The sequence below is a fragment of the Streptomyces sp. NPDC050560 genome (assembly GCF_044457285.1).
GTDB lineage: Bacteria > Actinomycetota > Actinomycetes > Streptomycetales > Streptomycetaceae > Streptomyces.
Genome location: NZ_JBITGT010000001.1, coordinates 22,438 through 45,246 on the forward strand (window position 1 = coordinate 22,438; position 22,809 = coordinate 45,246).

23 protein-coding genes and 1 pseudogene are annotated in these 22,809 nt (G+C 74.9%); 3 read left to right on the forward strand and 21 right to left on the reverse strand.

All coding sequences use genetic code 11. The annotated features are described in order from the left end of the window. Positions 1-99: 99 nt before the first annotated feature. A pseudogene (locus tag ACIBIW_RS00115) lies at positions 100-294 on the forward strand (FMN reductase (NADPH)); the annotation flags it as partial. Positions 295-351: 57 nt separating this feature from the next. Here ACIBIW_RS00115 and ACIBIW_RS00120 read toward each other — a convergent pair. The 5 genes from ACIBIW_RS00120 to ACIBIW_RS00140 all read right to left on the reverse strand — a co-directional run bounded on the left by ACIBIW_RS00120 (position 352) and on the right by ACIBIW_RS00140 (position 3,896). Beyond that, complete coding sequence (locus ACIBIW_RS00120) at positions 352-531, reverse strand: hypothetical protein (protein WP_399330184.1); 180 nt, start codon at positions 529-531, stop codon at positions 352-354. 149 nt (positions 532-680) lie between these two features. Beyond that, positions 681-1,322: a hypothetical protein gene (locus ACIBIW_RS00125; RefSeq protein ID WP_399330186.1), complete on the reverse strand. Its 642-nt coding sequence runs from the start codon at positions 1,320-1,322 to the stop codon at positions 681-683. 1 nt (position 1,323) lies between these two features. Next, complete coding sequence (locus ACIBIW_RS00130; protein WP_399330188.1) at positions 1,324-1,998, reverse strand: hypothetical protein; 675 nt, start codon at positions 1,996-1,998, stop codon at positions 1,324-1,326. A 90-nt stretch (positions 1,999-2,088) separates the two neighbouring features. Then, a complete protein-coding gene (locus tag ACIBIW_RS00135; protein ID WP_399330190.1) occupies positions 2,089-3,270 on the reverse strand; it encodes a helix-turn-helix domain-containing protein in 1,182 nt (393 codons plus the stop codon). A gap of 227 nt (positions 3,271-3,497) precedes the next feature. Then, positions 3,498-3,896: a cupin domain-containing protein gene (locus tag ACIBIW_RS00140; protein ID WP_399330192.1), complete on the reverse strand. Its 399-nt coding sequence runs from the start codon at positions 3,894-3,896 to the stop codon at positions 3,498-3,500. 51 nt (positions 3,897-3,947) lie between these two features. Between ACIBIW_RS00140 and ACIBIW_RS00145 the strand changes: the two genes are divergently transcribed. Continuing rightward, positions 3,948-4,943 (forward strand): GlxA family transcriptional regulator, encoded by a 996-nt coding sequence (locus ACIBIW_RS00145; protein ID WP_399330194.1) that lies wholly within the window; start codon positions 3,948-3,950, stop codon positions 4,941-4,943. Between the two features lie 52 nt (positions 4,944-4,995). Here the strand turns inward: ACIBIW_RS00145 and ACIBIW_RS00150 are convergent, their stop codons facing one another. The 14 genes from ACIBIW_RS00150 to ACIBIW_RS00215 form a co-directional block, all read right to left on the reverse strand. After that, the gene (locus tag ACIBIW_RS00150) at positions 4,996-5,613 is read right to left on the reverse strand and encodes a TetR/AcrR family transcriptional regulator (protein WP_399330196.1); all 618 of its coding nucleotides are present in this window, start codon (positions 5,611-5,613) and stop codon (positions 4,996-4,998) included. 206 nt (positions 5,614-5,819) lie between these two features. Then, positions 5,820-7,844: an MFS transporter gene (locus ACIBIW_RS00155; protein WP_399330198.1), complete on the reverse strand. Its 2,025-nt coding sequence runs from the start codon at positions 7,842-7,844 to the stop codon at positions 5,820-5,822. After that, positions 7,841-8,350: a MarR family winged helix-turn-helix transcriptional regulator gene (locus ACIBIW_RS00160; protein ID WP_399330200.1), complete on the reverse strand. Its 510-nt coding sequence runs from the start codon at positions 8,348-8,350 to the stop codon at positions 7,841-7,843. The genes ACIBIW_RS00155 and ACIBIW_RS00160 overlap by 4 nt, the downstream gene beginning before the upstream one ends. Before the next feature lie 71 nt (positions 8,351-8,421). Beyond that, positions 8,422-9,345: an HpcH/HpaI aldolase/citrate lyase family protein gene (locus ACIBIW_RS00165; protein ID WP_399330202.1), complete on the reverse strand. Its 924-nt coding sequence runs from the start codon at positions 9,343-9,345 to the stop codon at positions 8,422-8,424. Beyond that, positions 9,342-10,610 (reverse strand): CaiB/BaiF CoA transferase family protein, encoded by a 1,269-nt coding sequence (locus tag ACIBIW_RS00170; RefSeq protein WP_399330204.1) that lies wholly within the window; start codon positions 10,608-10,610, stop codon positions 9,342-9,344. Before ACIBIW_RS00170 ends, ACIBIW_RS00165 begins: the two co-directional genes overlap by 4 nt. Positions 10,611-10,683: 73 nt before the next feature. Continuing rightward, positions 10,684-11,649 carry a ribokinase gene (locus tag ACIBIW_RS00175; RefSeq protein ID WP_399330206.1) on the reverse strand — a complete coding sequence of 322 codons (966 nt, stop codon included), beginning with the start codon at positions 11,647-11,649 and terminating at the stop codon, positions 10,684-10,686. Further along, positions 11,646-13,064 (reverse strand): ADP-ribosylglycohydrolase family protein, encoded by a 1,419-nt coding sequence (locus ACIBIW_RS00180; protein WP_399330208.1) that lies wholly within the window; start codon positions 13,062-13,064, stop codon positions 11,646-11,648. The genes ACIBIW_RS00175 and ACIBIW_RS00180 overlap by 4 nt, the downstream gene beginning before the upstream one ends. Continuing rightward, positions 13,061-14,206, reverse strand: a complete 1,146-nt coding sequence (locus ACIBIW_RS00185) for an ADP-ribosylglycohydrolase family protein (protein ID WP_399330210.1) — start codon at positions 14,204-14,206, stop codon at positions 13,061-13,063. Before ACIBIW_RS00185 ends, ACIBIW_RS00180 begins: the two co-directional genes overlap by 4 nt. Then, on the reverse strand, positions 14,190-15,515 hold the full coding sequence (locus tag ACIBIW_RS00190) for an ADP-ribosylglycohydrolase family protein (RefSeq protein WP_399330212.1): 1,326 nt from the start codon (positions 15,513-15,515) through the stop codon (positions 14,190-14,192). The genes ACIBIW_RS00185 and ACIBIW_RS00190 overlap by 17 nt, the downstream gene beginning before the upstream one ends. Continuing rightward, positions 15,512-16,621, reverse strand: a complete 1,110-nt coding sequence (locus ACIBIW_RS00195) for an ADP-ribosylglycohydrolase family protein (protein WP_399330214.1) — start codon at positions 16,619-16,621, stop codon at positions 15,512-15,514. Before ACIBIW_RS00195 ends, ACIBIW_RS00190 begins: the two co-directional genes overlap by 4 nt. Positions 16,622-16,670: 49 nt before the next feature. Beyond that, positions 16,671-17,996: an ABC transporter substrate-binding protein gene (locus tag ACIBIW_RS00200; protein ID WP_399330216.1), complete on the reverse strand. Its 1,326-nt coding sequence runs from the start codon at positions 17,994-17,996 to the stop codon at positions 16,671-16,673. After that, entirely contained in the window at positions 17,996-18,850 is an 855-nt protein-coding gene (locus ACIBIW_RS00205) for a carbohydrate ABC transporter permease (protein ID WP_399331847.1), read from the reverse strand. The genes ACIBIW_RS00200 and ACIBIW_RS00205 overlap by 1 nt, the downstream gene beginning before the upstream one ends. 38 nt (positions 18,851-18,888) lie before the next feature. Further along, complete coding sequence (locus ACIBIW_RS00210; RefSeq protein WP_399331849.1) at positions 18,889-19,764, reverse strand: carbohydrate ABC transporter permease; 876 nt, start codon at positions 19,762-19,764, stop codon at positions 18,889-18,891. A gap of 77 nt (positions 19,765-19,841) precedes the next feature. Beyond that, positions 19,842-20,924, reverse strand: coding sequence for a LacI family DNA-binding transcriptional regulator (locus ACIBIW_RS00215; protein ID WP_399330218.1), 1,083 nt, complete (start codon positions 20,922-20,924; stop codon positions 19,842-19,844). Between the two features lie 293 nt (positions 20,925-21,217). Between ACIBIW_RS00215 and ACIBIW_RS00220 the strand changes: the two genes are divergently transcribed. Continuing rightward, a complete protein-coding gene (locus tag ACIBIW_RS00220; RefSeq protein ID WP_399330220.1) occupies positions 21,218-22,018 on the forward strand; it encodes a DUF899 family protein in 801 nt (266 codons plus the stop codon). A gap of 133 nt (positions 22,019-22,151) precedes the next feature. On the opposite strand, the gene rpsN is transcribed toward ACIBIW_RS00220, so the two are convergent. Further along, positions 22,152-22,457 (reverse strand): 30S ribosomal protein S14, encoded by a 306-nt coding sequence (gene rpsN / locus ACIBIW_RS00225; protein WP_399330222.1) that lies wholly within the window; start codon positions 22,455-22,457, stop codon positions 22,152-22,154. Next, positions 22,457-22,693, reverse strand: coding sequence for a 50S ribosomal protein L28 (gene rpmB, locus ACIBIW_RS00230; protein WP_399331851.1), 237 nt, complete (start codon positions 22,691-22,693; stop codon positions 22,457-22,459). Before rpmB ends, rpsN begins: the two co-directional genes overlap by 1 nt. Positions 22,694-22,809: the final 116 nt, after the last annotated feature.

Here is a 22,809-nt window from a genome sequence, read left to right on the forward strand (position 1 = left end):
CGACGCGCCACGTCGACTCCCTCCTCCGCCTTGCGACCGCACGCACCGGACCACCCCGACCCCGCCCTCCAGGCGGACGACGCTCTTTTGAAGACACTCCCCAGGCCGGTGCTCAGCTCGATGGGCGCCGCGCACATCCTGCCCGGCTGGTTCACGCTGGACAGCGACCTCTCCACCGCCGCCGACGGCACCCTGGAGGTGGCTCAAGCCCCGGCGAAGGCCCTCGCGGACCTCACCGACCGCTTCTCGGCCGCGCTCGGCGCGCGCCGCACGGTGCTCGCCCCGGCCGGCTGAGCCGCGGCCCCCGACCCGCCCCCGGGCGCCAAGTCCCCGGCGCCCGGGGCCCGTTCGTCACCCCCGCGGGGCCCTGCCGCGGGCGTACGGGGCCAGGTGGTTCCTGGGGTCGGTCTTCTGCCGGTAGCCGCCGGGGACCACGGGCAGCGGGTCCTCGGCGCGCATCTGCCACACCGCGAGCAGTTGCAGCAGCCGCACCCGCTCCCCCGCCGCCGCAGGGTCGTCCCAGCGGTCCACGAGTTCGAGGGGGCGTTGACCACTCTGGAGACGGTGCGCGGTGAGACCCAGGCGAGCGCGGCCACGTCGCGCAGCGTCACCGGGCCGCGCCACTCCTGGCCCGCGACCGCGTCAGGTGGCACTCCTGGCGCGCAGGCGCCGGGGGCGGATTAGTTCCGCCGTTGTTCGTAGAAGGGTTGGAGGCGGTGGGTTCTGCGGCATGGTGGGCAGGCCCAGCGTCCACCGGCGTCCAGACTCGACGTCCCGGTGACCGTCACGAGCCGGGTGCCGGGGGCGTAGCCCGCATGCCAGTGACACCATCCCGCGCCGTTTACTGCCGCCTGCCGCTGACCGTGCCGGGTCAGGTCCTTCACCGCTTCCGGGTCGCACAGCTTGTGTGGCTCCGTCGGGGGCACGGTCCAGTACGGGGTCTGTGCGGAGGGCTGGATGGCGGTGGGGGCTGGCATGTTGAGGTGCTGCTCGGGTTCCAGGCACCGGATGTACGCGACCGTGTGGCGCCAGGACTTGACGGTGTCCGTGGGCACGAGGGGGTAGTAGCGGGCACGCGACGGGTCGTGGATCACCGGACCGCCCAGACGTTCGCTGAGCCATGTGCGGAGGGTATCGGGGTCGTTGGTTCTGGTGGCGGCGTGGACGAGCAGTGCGGGCAGGCGTACGGCGGTGAACAGCACCCCGCAGGGCAGTGGGGCCAGGCCGCCCGGCTGCTTCCATGCCCGGTGTGCTTCGGCGGGGCGGGGGTGCGCGGAGGCAAGCCAGTCGGCCGCCGCTGAGCGGCCGTCATCCCCCGGCACCTCACACACCCCCTTCGGACGGCGCTGTCAGGCCGTGCTTGTGGCGGCAGTCGGCGCAGGCGTAGAGACCGGCGCCGGGTCCGCTCATCTGCTCGATGATGCTGACCAGTTCCGTGCCATGGGCGTAGCCGTGGTGCCAGTCGCACCAGCGCACCGCCCCGGCAGCCACCCGCTCCCGCCCCAACCTCGCCAACTCCTCCACCGCCACCGGGTCACACAGATGCCCGGGGCCGTCCATCGGCACCGCCCAATAGCCGTTCACGCCTGACGGGCGGATGGCGGCGGGGTTGGGCGTACCGAGGTAGTACTCGGACCCGAGGCACTCCACCCCGGGCACCCGCCACCCCCTCACCGCACCGGCCGGAACGAGGGCGTAGTAACGCTGATGCTGCGGGTCATGGACAACCGGCCCGTGCAGCGCGTCGGCGAGGCGAGCGTGAACCGTGGACAGGTCGTCACAGTCGACGGCGCCACGCACGACATTCTCGGGCAGACGCACCGCGGTGAACGGCCCGTTACACGGCAGGGCGGCCACACCGTACGGATGCGACCACGCCTCGTACACCTCGGCGGGCCGCGGATGCGCGGACGCCAGCCAGACAGCCGTTGCGGCGCCCCGGGCCGCAGGTTTCCCGGGCTTGGTATCGGAGTTGTCGCTCTGTGTGATGTCGGCCATAGAAGGACCGTAGGGAGGGGCCGGTACCCCCTCAATGGTGATCTGGCGGGCGCCCCGTCAGAAGTACCAGCGCAGCGGGCGCGTCGAAGGTCAGAGCGGTACGCCCGTCGCGTCGGCGAGCCGTCGCATCTCTGGCGTCAGCGTCCGGCGCTTGGTCACCACCCGGCCCACGATGTCCCGCGCATACCGCTGTTGAGGCAGCCACTCAGGCGACGACATCCGGACATCCTCCAGCACGTCCACCGCCTCCCCGTACTGGCGCAGTCGCACGCGGGCGTCCGCCACGTCGAGCAGGTGCCGGTTGCGGTTGTTGGACGTGCGGCGCATCCCTGCGACCGGCACGTCCTTGGCGAGTTGAAGCACCCGGTCGGGGCGCCCGGCAACCGCCGCTCCCTCGATCCGCTTGAGGCGTACCGTGGTCGGCCCGAAGGTACGCAAGAAGTCGCCGCTCGGCGTGTGCTCGCGCCCGAGCGCGACGGCCGCGGAGTTTGCGAGTCGTAGCGCGTCCTGCGCCTCTTCGGGGCGGGCGTCCCGCATGTCCGCTGCCGACAGCCTGAGCAACAGCCAGCCCCAGGAAGCCAGTTCGTCGGCGGTCGCCCGGGACATGCGGGGCTCGACCTCGTCGGCCCACTCCGCCGCAAGGGCGCGCGCCTCGGCGAGGCGGCCCGTACGGAGCAGGAGCCAGCACAGCGTCGTCACCGTCGCGGCCCCGTCAAGACGATCGGTCGCCACCCCGAGGGCCTGCGTCAGGGCGTGCTCTGCGGCCTCGAACTGCCGGGTCTGCGTGAGCAGCCAGCCGGTCAGTTGGAGCAGCCGCCCGCGAACCGCCCGGGCGCCTCGGTCCGCGGGGTCGATGACGTCAATGTCACGGAGCAGTGGCGGCAGCACCCGGGCCAGCTCGGCGAACCTGTCGCCGGAGAACAGCGGTTCGGCGTCCCGCACGGCGGCCCGCACGCCCGCCACGGTGGGGGCGTCATCACCCACGTACACCGGTGCGGGCGGCGCCATCACCGCGGCCCGCACCTCGGCCCACCGGTCTGTCGGCGGTTGGTCCCCGGGCGGGTCCCGGTGCAGCAGCGCGGAGGTGGGTATGCGGAGCGCCGACGCGAGCGCACGCGCTGTCTCCATCCGCGTCTCCCCGGCGGCCCCCTGCTCAAGGACGCGGATCGTGGACAGGGACACCCCGGCGGCGGTGGCCAACTCCCGCTGGGTCAGGCCGCGACGCTTCCGTACCTCACGCACACGTACGCCGATGTCGGTGCTGTCAGGCATACCGGGGCCCTCCGTTGCGAACTCGACACTCAGAACGGTACTCCGCATCGCGGACCCGAGGCCCCGCCACGACGGCGGGCCACTGCCGCCGCCCGACCCCAGGGCATGACGAGGCGGCCCCTTCCGCGCCGCCTTCGGCGACGGGGCGGAGCATCAGGACCGGGAAGTGACCGTCGGCGTCCCGCGACGAGGCGGAGGTGTGACGGGAGACGGCACGCCCGTCCCGCTCAGGTGTCGCCCAGGGTGTGGCCGGTCGTGGCGTCGACGTGGTCCGGGAGGGCGTCGTGGCGGTCGCCCACCGACGAGGTGCCGGTGGGCTCCAGGACGAGGATCGCGGTGCGGGACGGCGCGTACGGCTTGTGCTCGGTGCCGCGCGGGACGGTGAAGACCGAGCCCCGGGGGAGCAGCACCGTGCGCTCCCCCGCGGGCTCCCGCAGGGAGATGTGGAGTTCCCCTTCGAGGACGAGGAAGAACTCGTCGGTGTCGTCGTGGACGTGCCAGACGTGGTCGCCCTCGACCTTGGCGACGCGTACGTCGTAGTCGTTGACGCGGGTGACGATACGGGGGCTCCACAGGGCGTCGAAGGAGGCCAGGGCACTGTCGAGGGAGAGGGGTTCTTCGCTCATGGGGCCATCGTCGCGCGGGGCGCCGGGCCCCGCGAGTGCTAGAAATCGCACATGGTGAAAGAATCCTCGCAAGGGCCGGGCGGCCGGGGGCCACACCGTGTGGTGGTCGTCGTGGACGAGAACTCGAACCCCTTCGAACTCGGCTGCGCCACCGAGATCTTCGGCCTGCGCAGGCCGGAACTGGGCCGCGAGCTGTATGACTTCGTCCTCTGCTCGCCCGAGCCCCGCACCCTGATGCGGGACGGCTTCTTCACGCTCACCGGGGTCAGGGACCTCGACGCCGCCGGGACGGCGGACACCCTGATCGTGCCCAACCGCCCCGATGTCGAGGTGCCAAGACGCCCCGCGGTGCTCGACGCCGTGCGCGCCGCGCACGCGCGCGGGGCGCGGCTGATCGGCTTCTGTAGCGGCGCCTTCACGCTCGCCGAGGCGGGCGTGCTCGACGGGCGCAGGGCCACCGCGCACTGGCAGTGGGCCGACTCCTTCCGGGCCCGCTTCCCCGCCGTGCGGCTGGAACCCGACGTGCTGTTCGTGGACGACGGGGACATCCTGACGGCCGCGGGCAGCGCCGCCGCGCTCGACCTCGGGCTCTACGTGGTGCGCCGCGACCACGGCGCCGAGGTGGCGGGCGCGGTGGGCAGGCGGCTGGTCTTCGCCGCGCACCGGGACGGCGGGCAGCGGCAGTTCGTGGAGCGCCCGCTGCCGGAACCGCTCGACGAGTCGCTGGCGCCGGTGCTCGGCTGGGCGCGCGAACGGCTCGGCACCCCGCTCGCGGTGGCCGACCTCGCGGTGCGCGCCTCGGTCAGCCAGGCGACGCTGCACCGCCGCTTCCGCGCCCAGCTCGGCACCACGCCCTGGGCCTGGCTGACGGCCGAACGGCTCGCTCTGGCCTGCCGGTTGCTGGAGCGCGGCGAGTCACGGCTCGAAGTGGTGGCGCGGCACAGCGGTCTCGGCACCGCCGCGAACCTGCGCCGGCTGATGCGCCGCGAGACGGGCATCACCCCGACGGCGTACCGGCAGCGGTTCGCGCCCGCGGCGGCCGGATGAGGGCGTGGTGGGGGCGCCGCGCGGACGGAGGGTGCGGGGGGGGGACGGTCGGCTACGCGGCCTCCGCCCCGGCGCGGTCGGCGCCGTGGCGGAGGGTGTCGAGGGAGCGGCGCAGGCCGACCTCAAGGAAGTCGATGCGGCCCGTGGCGTGCAGCAGGGTGGCGCCGCCCGCGATGACGGTGAGGATGTCGACGGCGGCGGCGCGGGGGTCGGCGGCGGGGTCCGCGGCACCGTCCGCCTTCAGCGCCTCGATCCCGGCGGCCAGGTACCCCTGCCAGCGGCAGTAGAGGTCGTCGACGATCTCGCGCAACGCGGGGTCGGCCAGGCCGAGTTGGGCGGTGAGGGCGGTCAGCGGGCACTCGCCGGGGTGGGCCGCGTACCCCTCGACCACCCGCTCGCGCCACGCCTCCCACTTCCGCCAGTCCGTGAGGTCGCCCAGCTCGGGCTGCTGCTCCGCGAGCACCCGCTCGGCCTCGTAGCGTGCCACGGCGAGCAGCAGGTCGGACTTGCCGCCGGGGAAGTAGTGGAAGAGCTGGCTCTTGCTGGTGGCGGTGGTGGCCCTGATGTCGTCGAGGCAGACGTTCGCCGGGCCGCGCTCGCGCATCAGCAGCGCCGCGCCTGCCACGATGCGCTGCCGGGTGGCTTCGCCCTTCGGCGTGAGCTTCCGCATGCCGTCCCTCCGCGCCCGTCGGCGCCTCCCGGCGCCCTCAGTGCCCTACGGTGCCCCCGCCGCGCCGTTCCCGTATCGCGCGGGCCGTTCGCCGGGCCCTTCCCGCTCCCGGGCGGGCGTACGGCGGCCGGGGCACGGGGCCGAGGCTACCGCCGGGTGAACCGTTCGGTCCACTTTGTGCCCCGTGTCCCGGCCCGCCGGGCGGGTCAGACCGCTTCGAGCATGCCGTGCAGCCCGGCGGTGTCGATGACCCGGGCGCGGGACGGCAGCACCCGTTCCACCAGGGTGGTGTGGGCCTCGGCGTCCGGGTCGGCGACACCGTCGGCGAGCACGTACACCTCGTAGTCGCGGTCGGCGGCGTCGATCACGGTGGAGAGCACGACGCCGCTGGTGGAGACGCCGGAGACGACGAGTGTGGTGATGCCGCGCTCGCGGAGCCTGGCGTCGAGGTCGGTGGTGGACATGCCGCCGAAGCGGACCTTGCGGACCACGATGTCGCCTTCGTGCGGGGCGATCCGCTCGTGGACGGCGGTGGCGGGCTCCTCGTGGTGCATCATGCGGTTCGCGGCGACCGCGGCGAAGTTGCTGTTGGCGGCGGGCACGGCGGCCCAGTCGTCCTCGGTGAAGGCGACGCGCACGTAGGCGACGGTGCCGCCGTGCGCGCGCACGTCGGCGATGGCGCCCTCGACGCGCCCGAGCAGGGCGTCGGTGTCCACCGCCTCGCTCATCATCCCGAGGATGGCGGGCTGGAAGTCCATGACGAGCAGGGCGGTGTGCGCGGGGTCGAGGGCGGGGGTGGTGGTCACGAGGTGCTGCTCCTTGCCGTGGGTGGCCGGGCGGCGCTGCTGCCGTCCGGGGGTCTTGAGCCGGCGGTCGAACACGGTCATCGCGAGGACGAGGACCGCGGCCGCGGTCAGTACGGTGCCGAGGACGTGGAGTCCGCCGTCGGTGGCGCCGTGCCGGAAGACGATGCCGGTGACGCTGGCGGACGCGATGGACCCGACATAGCCGAAGGTGCGGAAGAGGCCCGAGGCGGTGCCGATCTGCTCGGGGGGCGCCTGGGTGTAGAGGGCGGTCTGGTTGCCGACGGCGGTGGTCGCGAGGGCGACGCCGAAGACCAGCGTCACCAGCACGACCGGCAGCAGCGGGCCGTGCGAGGTGAGGGTCAGGATGCCGAGCGAGCCGGCCAGCATCGCGAGCCCGCAGCCGATGAGCGGTCCCCGTACCAGGTTGCGGCGCGACAGCGGGCGGGAGAGCACCGCGGAGAGCACCCCCATCGGCAGCAGCAGGAGCCCCGCCTCCTGGGAGGACATGCCCCGGCCGCCCTCCATCCACTGGGTCACGCCGTACAGCACGGAGTAGCTGCCGAGCAGGGTGAGCCCCGAGCGGGCGTAGGTGCGGGCGAGCGGCCCGTTGGCGCGCAGTCCGCGCAGGTCGAGGAAGGGGGTGGCGGCGCGCAGCTCCCACCGGACCAGGGCGCAGCCCGCGGCGGCGGTGACGGCGAGCGCGGCCCAGTCGAGGCGGGGCAGCGCCATGACGAAAACCAGCAGGGCGGCCATGGCGCCCCCGAAGGCGGCGATCCCGCCGATGTCGACTCGGGCGGCGAGGGCGCGGGGGGCGAGCCGGTCCGCGGGCGGGTCGGGCGGCACCCAGCGCAGCGCCATGGCGAGCGCGGGCAGGGTGACGGGGATGTTGACGAGGAAGGCCCAGTGCCAGCCGAGCGCCCCGACGAGCAGGCCGCCGACCGGGGGCCCCACGGCGGCCACGGCCATCCCGGCGACGGCGAGTCCGCCGAGCACCCCGCCCGGCGGTGCGCCCATCCCGGCGTCGGCGGCGCGGCGGCGGATCAGCACCATCGCGGAGGGGAACCCGGCGGAGGTGCCGACGCCTATCAGCACCCGGGCCGCGGTGAGCATCGCGAGCGAGCGCCCGAAGCCGCCGACGAGCCCGCCGAGCAGCACCAGCAGGATGCCGGTGACGAAGACCCTGCGGGGTCCGAACACCTCGGCGAGCTTGCCCGCGGTGGGCTGGGCGACGGCGCTCGCCAGATAGAGGCCGGACACCAGGACGCTGGTGGCGCCGACGGAGACGTGCAGGTCGTGGGCGATGGGCACGAGGGCGGTGGCGATGAGGGAGCTGTTGACGGGGTTGAGCGCGGTACCCACGTAGAGCGGGGTGGTGAAGCGGGGGCCGAAGGCGCCGCGGCCGTCGGGGCGCGCGGTGTCCCTCACGTGTCGCCGCCGCCCGCACCCCTGAGGTCCACCCGGGCGAACTCCTCAAGCAGGGCGATGGCCCGGTCGAGCGCCGCGGTGTCCTCGGGCGGTACAAGCCTGTCGATGGCGCGGGCCAGGAAGGACTCCCGGGAGGAGACCAGCGACGTGAACAGGGTGCGGCCCTCGTCCGTCACCGTGATCAGCGACTTCCTGCCGTCCTCGGGGTCGGACTCCTTGCGCAGGTAGCCGGCGGCGACGAGGGGGGCGACGTGCTGGGCGATGGACTGCTGGGTGACGTGCTGGAGCCTGGCGAGCCGGGCGGCGGTGACCGGGCCCTCGTGCACCACGCTCTGGATCACGCCGAGCTGGGAGAGCGTCAGACCGGTCTCGTACTGCCCGGTCTCCTCGCGGAGCCGGGAGCGGAGCCGGGTGATCGCCAGGCTGAGCCTGCGGGCCGCGGCGGCCGAGTCGCGGCCGCCGGGGGACGGTGGCGCAGCCGGGTCCGCGGAGGGGGATTCGGACATGCGTCCACCGTAGCGCACTACACAAGGAAACTGTTGAAGTTACTTGTTAAAAGTACCGGAGGCGCCCGCGGCTACCGGTACGCCTCCCCGCGCGCCGCCAGCGCCAGCACCCGTTCCGCGCCCGCCACCACCGCGGGATCGACGAAGCGGCCGTCGGGCAGGGCGAGCGCGCCGGGGGCGGCACGCGCGGCGGCGACGGTCTCGCGGGCGGCGTCGATCTCGCGGGGGGTGGGGAGATAGGCGCGGGCGATGACCGGGAGCTGCCGGGGGTGGATCGCGGTCCTGCCGAGGAAGCCGAGGCCGCGGCCGTGCAGACAGGAGGCGGCGAGCCCGTCGAGGTCGCGTACGTCCGGGTAGACGGACTGCGCGGGCGGTGCGAGCCCGGCCGCCCTGGCCGCGACCACCGCCCGCGACCTCGGCCAGGCCATGGCACCGTCGTCGGGCCCCACCCCGAGGTCGGCCCTGAGGTCGGCCTCGCCGAGCGCGAGACCGCGCACACCGCGGTCGGCGGTGGCGATGGCGAACGCGTGCTCAAGGCCGAGGGCCGACTCCAGCAGCGGATAGAGCCCGGGGGCCGGGGCCGCGGGCTCCCGCAGCGCCCGTACGACCGCGGCGACCGCCGCCACGTCGGCGGCGGAGCCGACCTTCGGCAGCCGCAGCCCGTCGAGCCCGGGGAGGGCGGCGAGGGCCGCGAGGTCGGCCGAGCACAGCCGCCCGTGCAGCACGTTGACCCGCACGTGCACCGCGACCCCCGAGGGTCCCGGCGGTCCGTCGGCGAGCAGTTCTGCGGTGGCGGCGCGCGCGTACTCCTTGCGCTCGGGCGCCACCGCGTCCTCCAGGTCGACCAGCACCACGTCGGCGCCGGAGCGCAGCGCCTTGGCGACCACGTCGGGCCGGTCGCCCGGGGCGTAGAGCCAGGTGAGGACGGTGTCGGCGCGCGGGGGCCCGTCGTGCGGGGCGCGGCGGGGGCGCGGGGTGGCGGCGGGGGTGGTCACAGCGCCCCCTTCGCGCGCAGCTCGGCGATCTCCGTCTCGTCGAGGCCGAGTTCGGTGAGGACGGCGGTGGTGTCGGCGCCGTGCGGGCGTCCCGGCCAGCGGATCTGCCCCGGGGTGCCGGAGAGCCTGAAGAGCACGTTCTGCATCCGCATCGGGCCGAGTTCGCCGTCGTCGACCTCGGCGACGGTGCCGAGCGCCGCGTACTGCGGGTCGTCGAGGATGTCGCGCACGTCGTAGACGGGCGCGACGGCGGCCTCGGCCTCCTCGAAGGCGGCGACGACCTCGGCGCGGTCGTGGGCGGCGATCCAGGCGCCGACCGCCGCGTCGATCTCGTCGGCGTGCGCGGCGCGCCCGGTGCCGGTGGCGAACCACGGCTCCCCGACCAGCTCCGGCCGCCCCACCAGGCGCATCACCCGCTCCGCGACCGACTGCGCCGAGGAGGACACCGCGAGCCAGGCGCCGTCGGCGGTGCGGTAGGTGTTGCGCGGGGCGTTGTTGGTGGAGCGGTTGCCCATACGGGGCTGGACGTAGCCGAGTTGGTCGTACCAGATGAGCTGGGGGCCGAGGACGGCGAGCATGGGCTCGATGATCGCCATGTCCACCACCTGGCCCGCGCCGGTGCGGTCGCGCCCGGTGAGGGCGGCCATCACGGCGTAGGCGGTGGCGAGCGCGGCGATGGAGTCGGCGAGCCCGAACGGCGGCAGCGTCGGGGGCCCGCCGGGCTCCCCGGTGGCCGCGGCGAAGCCGCTCATGGCCTCGGCGAGGGTGCCGAAGCCGGGGCGCGCGGCGTAGGGGCCGAACTGGCCGAAGGCGGTGACCCTGGCGAGGACGAGGCGGGGGTTGGCGGCGGACAGCTCGGGCCAGCCGAGACCCCACCGCTCCAGGGTGCCCGGCCTGAAGTTCTCCACGACGACGTCGGCGGTGGCGGCGAGCCTGAGCAGCACGTCGGCGCCGCCCGGCGTGGACAGGTCGAGGGTGATGGTGCGCTTGTTGCGGCCGAGGTGCTTCCACCAGAGGCCGACGCCGTCCTTGCTGGGGCCGTGGCCGCGGGACGGGTCGGGCTTGCGCGGGTGCTCGACCTTGATGACGTCGGCGCCGAAGTCGCCGAGCAGGGTGGCGGCGCTCGGGCCCGCGAACAGGGTGGCCAGGTCGAGGACGCGCAGCCCGGTGAGGGGGCCTGCGCCCAGGTCGGGTGCGGTGCGCGGGCGGGGCACCGCGGGTGCGGCGGGGGGCGGTGTGGCCCCGGTGGGAGGCGGTCGGTGCATGGTGCTACCTCGGCTTCGTCGGGCGTCGGCTCGTCGCGGTGGGGCGGGGTGCGGGTGGGTACGGGCTGCGGGGTCAGGGCGTGGGCGGCGGGGCGGCGGTGTGCAGGGGCGCTCCGGCGCGCTCGTCGATGGCGGCGCGTCCCGGCATCGACGACGAGGCGCCCTCGCGCTCCACCGAGAGCGCGGCGGCGGCCGTGGCCCAGGCCAGCGCGTCCGGCATCGGGCGGCCCTCGCCGAGGGCGACCGCGAGGGCGCCGACGAAGGTGTCGCCCGCGGCGGTGGTGTCCTTGGCGCGCGCCGGGCGCGCCGGAACCACGAGCGGTTCGAGACCGCGCCCCAGGTACAGCGAGCCCCGGGCGCCCATGGTCACCACCACCTCGGGTACGAGGTCGAGCAGGGCGCGGGCGGCGGCCCGCGGGTCTTCGACACCGGCGAGCGCCGCGGCCTCGTGCTCGTTGGGCACCAACAGGTCGACGCGGGCGAGGAGTTCGTCGGGCAGCGGCTGGGCGGGCGCCGGGGTGAGCACGGTGCGCACCCCGTGCTCGCGGGCGGCGCGCGCGCCCGCGAGCACCCCGGCGAGCGGCACTTCGAGCTGGAGCAGCAGCGTCCCGGCCGCCGCGATGGCGGCCTCGTCGCCCTCGGCGAGCCCGGTCACGGTGCCGTTGGCGCCCGGCACCACCACGATGGCGTTACGGCCCTCGCCGTCGACGACGATGTGCGCGGTGCCCGTGGGGGTACCGGTGGTGCGCAACCGGCCCGTGTCGACGCCCGCTTCGGCGAGCACGGCGCGCAGCCGGGCGCCGAAGGCGTCGTCGCCGACGGCGCCCGCCATGGTGACGGCGCCGCCCGCGCGGGCCGCCGCGACGGCCTGGTTGGCGCCCTTGCCCCCGGCGACGGTGCGAAACGACTCCCCTGTGACGGTCTCGCCGAGCGCGGGCGCCACCTTCGCGTACGCCACCAGGTCCATGTTGGCGCTGCCGAGGACCACGATCCGGGGGCGCCCTGACGGGTCCTGACGGGGCGTCGGGCGTGCGCTCATGGCGTGCTCTCCTTGCTTGCGGTCACGGCGACGGCGGCGGTGCGGCGGGCGAGGGCGTCGAAGCCGATGCCGTCGAGACCGCCGACGGTGGTGGCGAGGCGGTTCTTCAGCGGCGCCGTCCAGGCGGCGGGCAGCGCGTCCGGGGCGCCCGCGAGCAGCCCGGTGACGGACCCGGCGGTGGCCCCGTTGGAGTCGGTGTCCCAGCCGCCGGACACCACACGGCAGACGGCGCCCTCGAAGTCGCCGTCGGCGTGGGTGAGTGCGGCGGCGAGCAGCGCCACGTTCGGCAGCACGTGCACCCAGTGGTGGTGGCCGTGGGCCGCGTGGAGCCGGTCGACGACGGTGGCGAACCCGGCCGCGGTGCCGGTGGGTTCCGCCTCGGCGAGGGCGATGCCGTGGCGTACGGCGGCGGCGAGCCGCGACTCGGGCGGCACCACGCGCAGCGCGTCCGCGAGGCAGGTGTGCACGTCGGCGCCGCCGCCCGCGGCGCGCGCGGTGAGCGCGGCGGCGAACAGGGCGCCGTGCACCCCGCACCCGGTGTGGGTGAGGACCGCGTCGCGCCAGGCCGCCCCGGCGGCGGCGGCCGGGTCGCCCGGGTGGGTCCAGCCGTGGATGTCGGCGCGGATGAGGGCGCCGATCCAGTGTCTGAAGGGGTTGTGGTGGGTGGCGGTGGCGGGCGGCTCGACACCGTCGAGGAGGTTGCGGTACGCGACCCGTTCCGCGGTGAAGGTGCGGCCCGCGGGCAGCTCTGCGAGCCAGAGCCCGGCCACGTCGGCGGTGGTGAAGGAGTGCCCGTGCGCTTCGAGCAGCAGCAGCCCGAGGAGCGGGTAGTTGAGGTCGTCGTCCTCGGGCATGCCGTCGATGTTCTCGGCGAGCGAGGTGGGGCGGCTGCGCCGGTTCCAGGGGTACCGGGCGGCGAGTGCGGGGGCGAGGCCGCGCTCGGTGAAGTAGCCGCTGAGCGGCCAGTTGCCGGTGGCGGCGGCGAGCTGCCTGATGCCGTCGAGCGGCAGCTTCTCGACCGGTTTGCCGAGCAGGCACCCCACGGCCCTGCCGAGCCAGCCCGCTTCGAGGCGCGCGGTGAACGCGGCGCCGTCCGGCGGTGGTGTGGTGGCGGCGGGCGGCTGCGGGGTGGCGGCGCGCAGGTCGGCGAGTGCGGTGGGTTCGCGCGCGGCCCAGGGGTCCGCGAGGGCGGCGAGTTCGTCGAGGAGGCGGACGGCGAGCGCGCGGAGCCCCGGCGGGGTGGGCCCGGGGGAGGCACCGGCGCGCTCGGGCGCGGGGTGGCCGCCCGCGGCCCGCCAGCGCTCCTCGATCGCCCGGACGTCGCGGCCGTCGAGCGCGGCCTGCGCCAGCTCGTGGCCCACCAGGTCCTCCGGCTGCACCCAGGTCAGGCGAAGCGGCGCGGGGGACGCGGTCACCTGGGCTCCCCCAGGGCGGCGAACGCGGCCTCGTGGGCGCGGCGGCGGCCGGTGTCGAGGGCGAACACCTCCCGTGCCACGGCGGCGAGTTCGGCGGCGGGGGCGCCGAGGTCGAGGCGGCTCGCGGCTGCCACCCTCTTGCTCCACTCGGCGGGCACCGCCGCGCTGCCGCCGAGCGCCCCCGCGATGGCGCCGCTCATGGTGGCGATGGAGTCGCAGTCGCGGCCGTAGTTGACGGAGCCGAGGACGGCGCCCTCGTACCCGCCGCCCGCGACGAGCAGCATCCCGAGCGCGACGGGCAGTTCCTCGATGGCGTGCAGCCGCGAGGGCCTGCGGGCGCCGAGCGACGGCTCGCGGTAGCGGGGGCCGACGGTGTCGAAGGGCTCGACGGCCTCCCGCAGCGGCGCGAGCGCCGCCTCCCAGTCGTCGAGGCCGCGGGCCCGCTCGCACACGGCGGCGACGGCGGCGCGGGTGCCGTCCTTGGCGAGGCCGAGCACCGTCTCCACCACGGACTCGGCGGTGGCGCCCGGGGCGAAAGCGGCGGCGACCGCGGCGGCGAACACCCCCGCGGCCTCCCGCCCGTAGGAGGACTGGTGGGGCGCGGCCACGTCGAGCGCCTCCGCGTAGGCGGCGGCGGGGTTTCCCGCGTTGACGACGCCGACCGGCGCCATGTACATCGCGGCCCCGCAATTGACGATGTTGCCCGAGCCGGCCTCCCTGGGGTCGGCGTGCCCGTAGTGGAGGCGGGCGACGATCCACTTCTCGGCGAGGAAGATCCGCTGCAACGGCAGCGCCTCCGCCTCAAGTTCGGGAATCCAGCGGGGGGTGCCGATCAGGTCGGGCACCAGGTGGTCGGCGACGCTGTAGGCGTCGAGGTGGTCGCGGACCTTCGCGTAGACCCGTACCAGCGCGTGCGTCATGAGGGTGTCGTCGGTGACGTGCCCGTCGCCCTTGTGGTACGGGGCGATGGGGCGCGCGGTGCGCCAGTCCTCGTGGAAGGGGCCGACGATGCCGCGGACCCGGCCGCCGTGCCGCTCGGTGATCTGCTCCGGGGTCCAGCCCTCGACCGGGCCGCCGAGCGCGTCGCCGACGGCGGCGCCGACCAGGCATCCGGTGGCCCGGTCCTCAAGCGTGGGTGTCATTGCTTCCCGATCCTTCCGTGACGGTGATGGCGGGGGCCGTGCCGTGGTCCCCGGGGCCCGGTGCGGCGGGCGCGTCGCCCGCGGCGAGCCGCGCGGCGAGGTCCACCAGGTCGGTGCCCGCGAGGCGGGGCAGGGCGCATCCCGCGAGGGTGCGGCAGGCGTCCCGCCAGGCGGTGTCGAGGGCGCCCGCGCCCCGTACGGCCCCGGCGAGCGCACCGGCGAGCGCGGGCGCCGAGTCGGCGACCCGGGAGAGGCAGGCCGCGGCGGGCACGGCCTCGCCGACGGCGCCGTCGGAGGCGAGCACCAGGGCGAGCGCCACCGGCACGGTCTCGGCGGCGGCGACGCCGTAGCTGTAGACGTGGTCGACGATCTGGTGTTCAAGCAGCGGTACGAGCCCGAAGGCGCGTCCCGGCGCGGGCCGCCCCGCGGCGCGGGCGAGCGTGAGGGCCTGGCCCGCGTTGCGGTAGATCTCGGAGCCTGGGGGCAGTTCGCGCAGCGCGGCGGCCACGCAGTCGCCGACGGGGGCGCCGGTGAGGGCGAGGGACACGGCGGCGGCCATGGCGCGGGCGCCGTGCACCCCGTCCTCGTCCTGGGTGTAGCGGGCGTCGTACTCGGCGAGTGACGCGGCGGCGGCCGGGTCCCCCGGGTGCACCACGGCCAGCACACAGGCGCGTACGCAGGCCGCGTCGTCGAAGAAGTGCGGGTTGTCGTGGCCGGTGGCGGGGGGCCGAAGGCCGGTGGCGAGGTTGCCGAGCCCGGCGCGCACGGAGATACGGGCGCGCAGCGGTATCACGGCGGACTCGACTTCGAGGGCGCGCGCGGCGGCCGAGGAGATCTCGGCGGCGAGCGACATCCAGGCGAGGTCGACGGCGGCGCGCACCCTGCGGTCCCTGCTGAGGTCGCTGTGCGGCCCGCCGCGCGCGGACAGCACCGCCTCGGCGGTGAACGCGGCCCACTCGGTGTCGTCCGAGGGCCCGAGCAGCAGCGGTTCAGGGGCCTGGTTGAGCGCGATGGGCACCGGCAGGGTGGTGGTGGCGTTCTGCTCGGCGAAGGTGTCGAGTTCCCTGGTCAGCCTGCGGGTCCACTCCGGCATCCTGGCCGCCCTGTGCCGGGCGGCGGGCCAGCCCGCGGCGTCACCGGCGGCGAGCCCGAGGAGCATGCCCTCGATGGCGTCCGCGGCGGCCCCGGCGGGCGGGGCGGGTTCGGGTGGGGTGGTGTCGGTGGGTGCGGCGGTGGTGCGGGCGGTGGGCCCGCCCTGCGGGGCGGGCCGGCGGCCGTCGCGGGGGCCTGGGACGGCGGTGGGGGTCATGACGCCGCCCTGCGGGTGGCCGGGTCGGCGGGCGAGAGCAGGTCGGCGATGTCGCGGACGTGGTAGCCGGCCATGGCGGGCAGGCAACTGCCCGCGACCGGGCCGATCGCGGACGACCAGCGCTCGGGGATGCCGCAGAAGCCGCGGAGGGTCCCGGCGAGCGCCCCGGCGACCGCGGCGGTGGTGTCGGCGTCCCTGCCCATGTTGACGGCGCCGAGCACCGCGCCGGTGAAGTCGCCGTCGGCCAGCGCGAACGCGCCGAAGGCGAGCCCGACGGCCTCGGGCGCCAAGTCAGTCCAGGGGTAGCCGCCGATGACGACGGCGGAGCGCAGCGCCCGCTCCCGGTCGAGCGGGGTGAGCACCGGGTCGAGCCTCACCCCGCGCGCGACGGTGACCGCGCGCCTGAGGGAGCGGGCGGTCCAGGAGTCCTCGGGCAGCACGGAGAGCGCGGCGGTGATCATGGCGGCGCAGTCGCCGCCGGTCATGGCGGCGGCCACCCCTGCGGCGACGGCCTGGCCGCCGTAGATGCCCTCGCTCTCGTGGCTGACGGTGCCGTCGATGGCGACGAGCCTGGCCGCCTCGGCCGGGCGCCCGGCCGCGTACACCCCGAACGGGGCCGCGCGCATGGCGAGACCGTCGCTCCAGGCGTGCCGGTGCTGTGCGGTGATCGGGGAGGCGAGGCCGCGGCGCAGGTTCTCCAGGGTGCCGCGCTCGCTGAACCCGGCGCCGCGGAAGGGCCCCTCGTCGCGGTCCGCGATCCACCGGTGCCAGGCCGCCTCGACGTCGGAGGCGGTGAGGGCGGAGCCGTGCCGGGCGAGCAGCAGCCCGGAGAGGATCGCGTACTCGGTGTCGTCGGTGCCCGCGGGCGTCTCGCTGACGAAGTCCTCGATACGGCCCCAGCGCCCGCGGATCTGTGACGGCTTCATGTTCTCCGCGGGCGCGCCGAGGGCGTCCCCGACGGCGAGCCCGACCAGCGCGCCCTGGGCGCGGTCCCGTCCGCTGCCGGGTGCGGGCCTTCGGCGGTTCGGGTCGGGGCCGCCAGGCGGCGGCAGGGGGTGCGGCCCCGGGGTGCCGGGGGCGCTGGGCGGTGCGGGGGTTGTGCTCATGTGGTGCCGTTTCCTGAGTGGTGCCGTGCTGGGGGTCGGCGGGCGGGGGTCAGTTGCGGTAGCGGTCGAGGACCCGGTTGCCGTCGCGTACGAGCTTGTCGCGCAGCGAGCCGAGGCCGATGGCCCCGCTGTAGTACTGCTGGAGGGCGGGGGTGGCGATCTTGTCGGACCACTCGGCGTAGCCGCGCACGCCGAGCGCGGGGGACGCGGTCAGGTGCCGGGCGAGGGACATGCCGGTGCGCCAGCCGAGCCTGGTCGTGGTCAGGGCGGGGTCGCGCAGGGCGGCGGTGCCGGTCGGGGGCATCCAGTCGCCGCGCGCGAGCCGTACGAGGTCCTTGGTCCTGGTCATGAACTCGATGAACGCGACGGCCTCCTCGCGGTGGGCGCAGGACTCGGACACGGACAGGGTCTGGGGGCTGACGCCCTGGGCGCGCCCGCCGTCGGGGGCGCCCCTGCCGACCGGCAGCGGCAGCGTCACCCAGTCGAAGTGGTCGGGGGCCTGCTGCTGGATCTGCTGCCGGTACGAGAAGTTGAGCGGGAGCATGGCGTAGCGTCCCGCGAAGAAGCCGGGCAGTACGTCGCCGCCGCCGAGGGCGAGGGCGCTCGTGGGCGCGGAGCGGTCCTTGCCGACCTGGCGCCTGACCAGTTCGGCGAAGGCGGAGTCGGCCGCGTCGAAGCGCACCTCGGTCCTGGCGTCGTCGCCCTCGCCTGTCCTGTGGAGGATGCTGCCGCCGGTGGTGAGGGCCAGGTTGACGGTGAGGCTGACGGGCGAACTCATCGGCCAGGCCGTGCCGTAGCGCTCCGCGCCCTTGCCGTGGTGGCTGAGCTGTCGGCAGATGTCCTCGAACTCGTCCCAGGTCCACGGGTGTTCGTCGGTGGGCAGCGGAACTCCGGCCTTCCGCAGCAGGGTCCCGTTGGCGATCAGCACCCGGGGCTCCTGGAGGAAGGGCACGCCGTACAGGCCGCCGTTGAAGCGGGCGGTGTCCCAGGCGCTCTCGGGTATCCGGGAGCGCAGCGGCGCGGGCAGGTCGTGGGTGAGGTCGGCGAGGTAGCCGCCGGAGCCGAAGTCGGTGAGGTCGTTCGCCTCGTCGTGGATGATGTCGGGCGCGGCGCCACCCTCGAAGGACGTCAGGAGCTGGTCGTGGACGTTGTCCCAACTGCCCTGGATATAGCGGACCCTGGCCCGGGGGTGCGACCTGTTGAACTCGTCCACGAGGGCCTTGTTGGCCTTGACGGACTCGGCCTGCCAGGCCAGTGAGAGGAAGTCGAGGGTGGGCGGGCCCGAGCCCTCCGAGGAGCCGCAGCCCGACAGCAGGGGCGCGGCGCCCGCCGCGGCGGTGGCGGCCGCGGCGCCGAGGAACGCTCTGCGGCGCATCAGCCCTTCACCGCCCCGGTGAGCATGCCGCCGACGAGCCGCTTCTGGAGCAGCGCGAAGAACACCAGGCTCGGCAGGGTGGCGAGCACGGAGGCGGCGGCGAGCGGGCCGAGGTCCGCGGCGCCCTCGGCGCCCAGGAAGTGGGTGAGGATGACGGACATCGTCTGCTTCTCCGGGGACTTGAGGAGGACCAGGGCGAAGAAGAACTCGTTCCAGGCGGTGACGAAGGAGAACATCAGGGTCGCCACGAGGCCGGGCGCGAGCAGCGGCAGTACGACGCTGCGCAGCGCGCGCACCCGCCCGCAGCCGTCGATGGCGGCGGCCTCCTCCAGGGAGACGGGGACCGCGCGGACGTAGCCCTGGAGCATCCACAGCGCGAACGGCAGCGTCCACACGACGTAGACGAGGCCGAGGCCGAACTGCGAGTCGACCAGGTGCAGGTTCAGCAGCACCATGAACAGCGGGATGATGATCAGCACGAGCGGGAACATCTGGCTGACCAGAATCCAGGCGGTGCCCGCCCTGCTGACCGCCGACCTGATCCGCACCATCACGTACGCGGCGGGCACGGCGACCGCGACCGACACCACCGCGGCGCAGCCCGCCACCAGCAGGCTGTTCAACGCGGCGTGCAGCAGGGGCTGTTGGTCGAAGGCGGAGCGGAAGTTGCCGAGCGTGGGGTGCTCGGGCAGCCAGGTGGGGTGCACGGAGCCCAGCTCCTGCGGCGACTTGAAGGCGGTCGAGACCAGCCACAGCAGCGGGAAGGCGAGGAAGACCAGGTAACACAGCAGCGCCGCGTACTGGCCCGTGCGGCCCGCGGCCCGGCGCGCGGAGCGCGGCCTGCGGTTCTTCACGGGGGCGGCGGCGGGCGGCTGCCGGTCGGCGGCGGTGCTCACTGGTCGGCCTCCTGGAGACGGTTGCGCAGGAACACGGTCAGCAGCACGGCGATCACGGCGACCATGACGAGCCCCATGGCGGCGGCGTAGCCGAACTGGCCGTAGCGGAACGCCTCGTCGTAGGCGAAGAGCATCGGCAGCTCGGTCTTGCCGCCGGGCCCGCCGCTGGTGAGCACGTAGACAAGGCCGAAGGAGTTGAAGTTCCAGATGAAGTTGAGCGCGGTGATGGACACCACCACGGGGCGCATCGCGGGCCAGGTCACCGTGGTGAAGCGGCGCCAGAGCCCGGCGCCGTCGATCCCGGCGGCCTCGTGCAGCTCCGCGGGCACGTTCTGGAGCCCGGCGAGGAGGACCACCGTGGTCTGCGGCATCCCGGCCCACACCCCGACGACGATGACCGCGGGCAGCGCGAGGGAGAGGCTGGAGAGCCAGTCGGTGGTGCCGTCGGTGAGGTGGAGGTGGTGCAGGGTGTTGTTGAGGATGCCCGCGTCGGGGTTGTAGACGAGGCGCCACATGATGCCGACGACCACCTCGGGCATCGCCCAGGGCACCAGCGCCAGGGTGCGGGCGAGCCAGCGCAGCCGCAGGTTCTGGTTGAGGAGTTGGGCGAGGCCGAGCGAGAGCAGCAGTTGCAGCGCGGTCACCGCGAGCGCCCACACCAGGCCGATCCGGAAGGACTCCCAGAAGAGGGTGTCGAATCCGAGGTCCTTGAAGTTGTCGACGCCGGTGAAGGAGGTGGCGGAGTCGGCGCCGGTCTGTGCGTCGGTGAACGCCAGCGAGATCCCGTACACCAGCGGTCCGACGCTGAGGATCAGCACCGGTATGAGGGCGGGCAGCAGCAGGAACCAGGCGTCCTTGTCGAGGCCGAGCATCCGGCGGCGGGCCGCGGGGGTCGGCGGTGGGGTGCCCGCGCCCGTACCGGTGCGGCGCCGCAGGGCGGTCCCGGCGCTCACGCGGCGCCCACCGTGCTGCCGTCGGCGGCGCGGGGCGCCGGTTCCCGGGCGGGGGCCGCGGGGGCGCCGGGTGCGCGGGTGGAGGCGCGGGTGACGAGGCGGGCGGCGACGGTCTCGCGGCGCACCGGGTGGGTGCCGCCGTCGAGCCGGGCGAGCAGCATCTCGGCCGCGATGCCGCCGCGCTCGGCGGAGCCGAGGTCGACGCTGGTCAGCGCGGGGTGAGAGGCCCTGGCAAGCTCGCTGTTGTCCATGCCGGCCACGGCGAGGTCGCCGGGGATGCTCAGGCCGCGGTCCTGGGCGGCGTGTATGGCGCCGAGCGCGAGCTGGTCGTTGGCGCAGAACACGCTGTCTATGGCGGGGTCGCCGTCCAGCAGCCGGTGCATCGCGGCCGACCCGGCCTCGATGGAGAACTCGGTGGTGACGGTGAGCGCCGGTTCGTGGTCGAGACCGGCGTCGCGCAGCGCGGTGCGGTAGCCGAGGCTGCGGTTGCGGCCCGGCACGGTGTCGGCGGGGCCGTTGATGAAGGCGATCCTGCGCCCGCCGCCCGCCAGCAGGTGCCGTACGGCGAGCACGGTGCCGGGGACGGAGTCGGCGCGGACGCTGTCGACCGCGGTCTCGTCGGGCAGCGAGCCGATGACCACCACGGGGCGCGCGGTCTTGGTGAGGACGCTCAGATGCTCGTCGGTGACCCGGATCGGGCAGAGGATGAGGCCGTCGCTCGTGCGGTCGGCGAGGCTGCGGACGACGTCGAGTTCGTCCTCGGCGACGGCGTCGGTGGAGTGCAGCAGCAGCCGGTAGCCGTGGGGCTTCGCGACGGCCTGTATCTGGCGGACCATCGACACATAGACGGGGTTGCCGACGTCGGGCATGGCGAAGGTGAGCTGGCGGGTCCTGCCGCCCTTGAGCGACCTGGCCACCCCGTTCGGCACGTACCCCAGCTCGGCGGCGGCCCGCTCGACCCGGCGGACCGTACTGGGGCGGGCGCCATGGCCGTTGAGCACCCGCGAGACCGACGCGATCGAGACGCCCGCACGCTCGGCGATGGTCTCGACGGTCGGCGGTCCGGCCGAAGTCGTCATGTTCGTCCTGCCTTTCGGGGCGTGGGCCGGTCGGCCGGCCACCCGGTGGCTCGGTCACCGGGCGAACTGTAAACGTTTACAGTTCATGCCCGCTCAACCACCGCGGGAAAGAGAAGGTTTCGGCCATATTGCTGTCCGGTTTACGGGACCGTCAATGGGCTGTGAGCTGAATCACCCGTGCCGGTCGCGGGCGGGCGCGCGGCGATGAGTTCCGGCGGTTTCCGCGGTCCCCCTACGGCCGCCACTCGGCGGCGTACGGCGCCGCCACGGCGCGAGAGACGTGGGAGGACACCATGACGAGAACCCCCGAGGGCCCCGGTGGCACGGACGGCAGGACCGCCGCGCCGCCCGGGCGCCCGCCGGTGGTCGGCATGGCCGCCTGGCAGGCGGCCCGTGACGAACTGCTGGTCCGCGAGAAGGCCCACACCCGCGAGGGCGACGCGCTCGCCGCGGCCCGCCGCAGGCTGCCGATGGTGGAGTTCGACGGGCGGTGCGAGGTCGTCGGCGCGCGGGGCCCGGTCCCGTTCCTCGACCTGTTCGAGGGCCGCGGGGAACTCGTCGTCTACAAGCACATGTGGTACGACGGCGCGCCGCACCAGGGGCAGTGCGAGGGCTGCACCACCACCGCCTGGCATCTGAGGGACGCGGTGTACCTGAACGCGAGCGGTGTCTCGTTCGCCGTCCTCACCACGGGCCGCTGGGACGAGGTGGCGGCGTACACGGAGTTCATGGGCTACACGCAGCCCTGGTACTCGGTGCGCGACGCCCCGGCCCCGGTCGGCGACGACATGGGCCACCTCACCTGCTACCTGCGGGAGGGCGACCGCACATTCCTCACCTACTCCAGGACGGGCCGCGGCAACGAGTCGGTCAACGGCTCCCTCGCGCTGCTCGACATGACGCCGTACGGCCGCCGCGAGGCGTGGCAGGACACCCCCGAGGGCTGGCCCGAGGGGCACGCCTCGTGCTGGTCGTGGCGCTCCGACGCCGAGGGGAACGCCACCTGGGGCCCGACGAGCCGCCCGGTGCCGCAGTGGTCCCGCCCGTGCGCGGGCCCGGTGGAGACCCTGGGGCGACGGGGTTCCCACAGCTGAGAGCCGTGGGAGCCCGGGTGCCGACGCCCGCCGCGGCGCCGTGTCGCCCGCGGCGGCGCCCACTCCCCCGCCGCACCGCCTCCGGCCGCCCCCCGTGGTACGGCCGGAAGCGGTGCGCACCCCTGTTCTGCGCTCACCAGGAGGACTTGGTCACCCCGGGGAGGAAGCCCGCGTGGGCCTGCTGGCGCACCCGGACCCGGGAGAGCCCGAACTTGCGCAGATGCCCGCGTGGCCGCCCGTCCACCGCGTCCCGGTTGCGCACCCTGGTGGCACTGGCGTCGCGCGGCTGGCGGCGCAACTCCCGCCGGGCCGCGTCCCGTTCGGCCTCGCCGCTGGCGGGGCTGCGCAGGATCTCCTTCAACTCGGCCCGGCGGGCGGCGTACCGCGCGACGATCTCCTTGCGCTTCTCGTTCTTGACGACCTTCGCCCTCTTCGCCATCAGACCCGCTCCCCCCGCGCCCTGACGCGCGCCACCGCGGCCTCGATGCCGATGGCGTCCACCGTTTTGATCCCCCGGGCGCTGAGGGTGAGACGGACATGGCGGCCCTCGCTGGGCAGCCAGTACCGCTTGCGCTGGATGTTCGGGTCGAACCTGCGCCTGGTGCGCCGGTTCGAGTGGGAGACGTTGTTGCCGAAGGCCGGCCGGGCCCCGGTGAGCTGGCAGTGCGCGGACACGTCCACACCCCTCTCTCATGCTTGGCCGCCGCTCGGCGCCCAATCGATAATGAAAACCGTTGTCGTATACTAGCGCCCATGCCGCGCGGCGCACCGCGGGCAGCCGGCACGGCCGG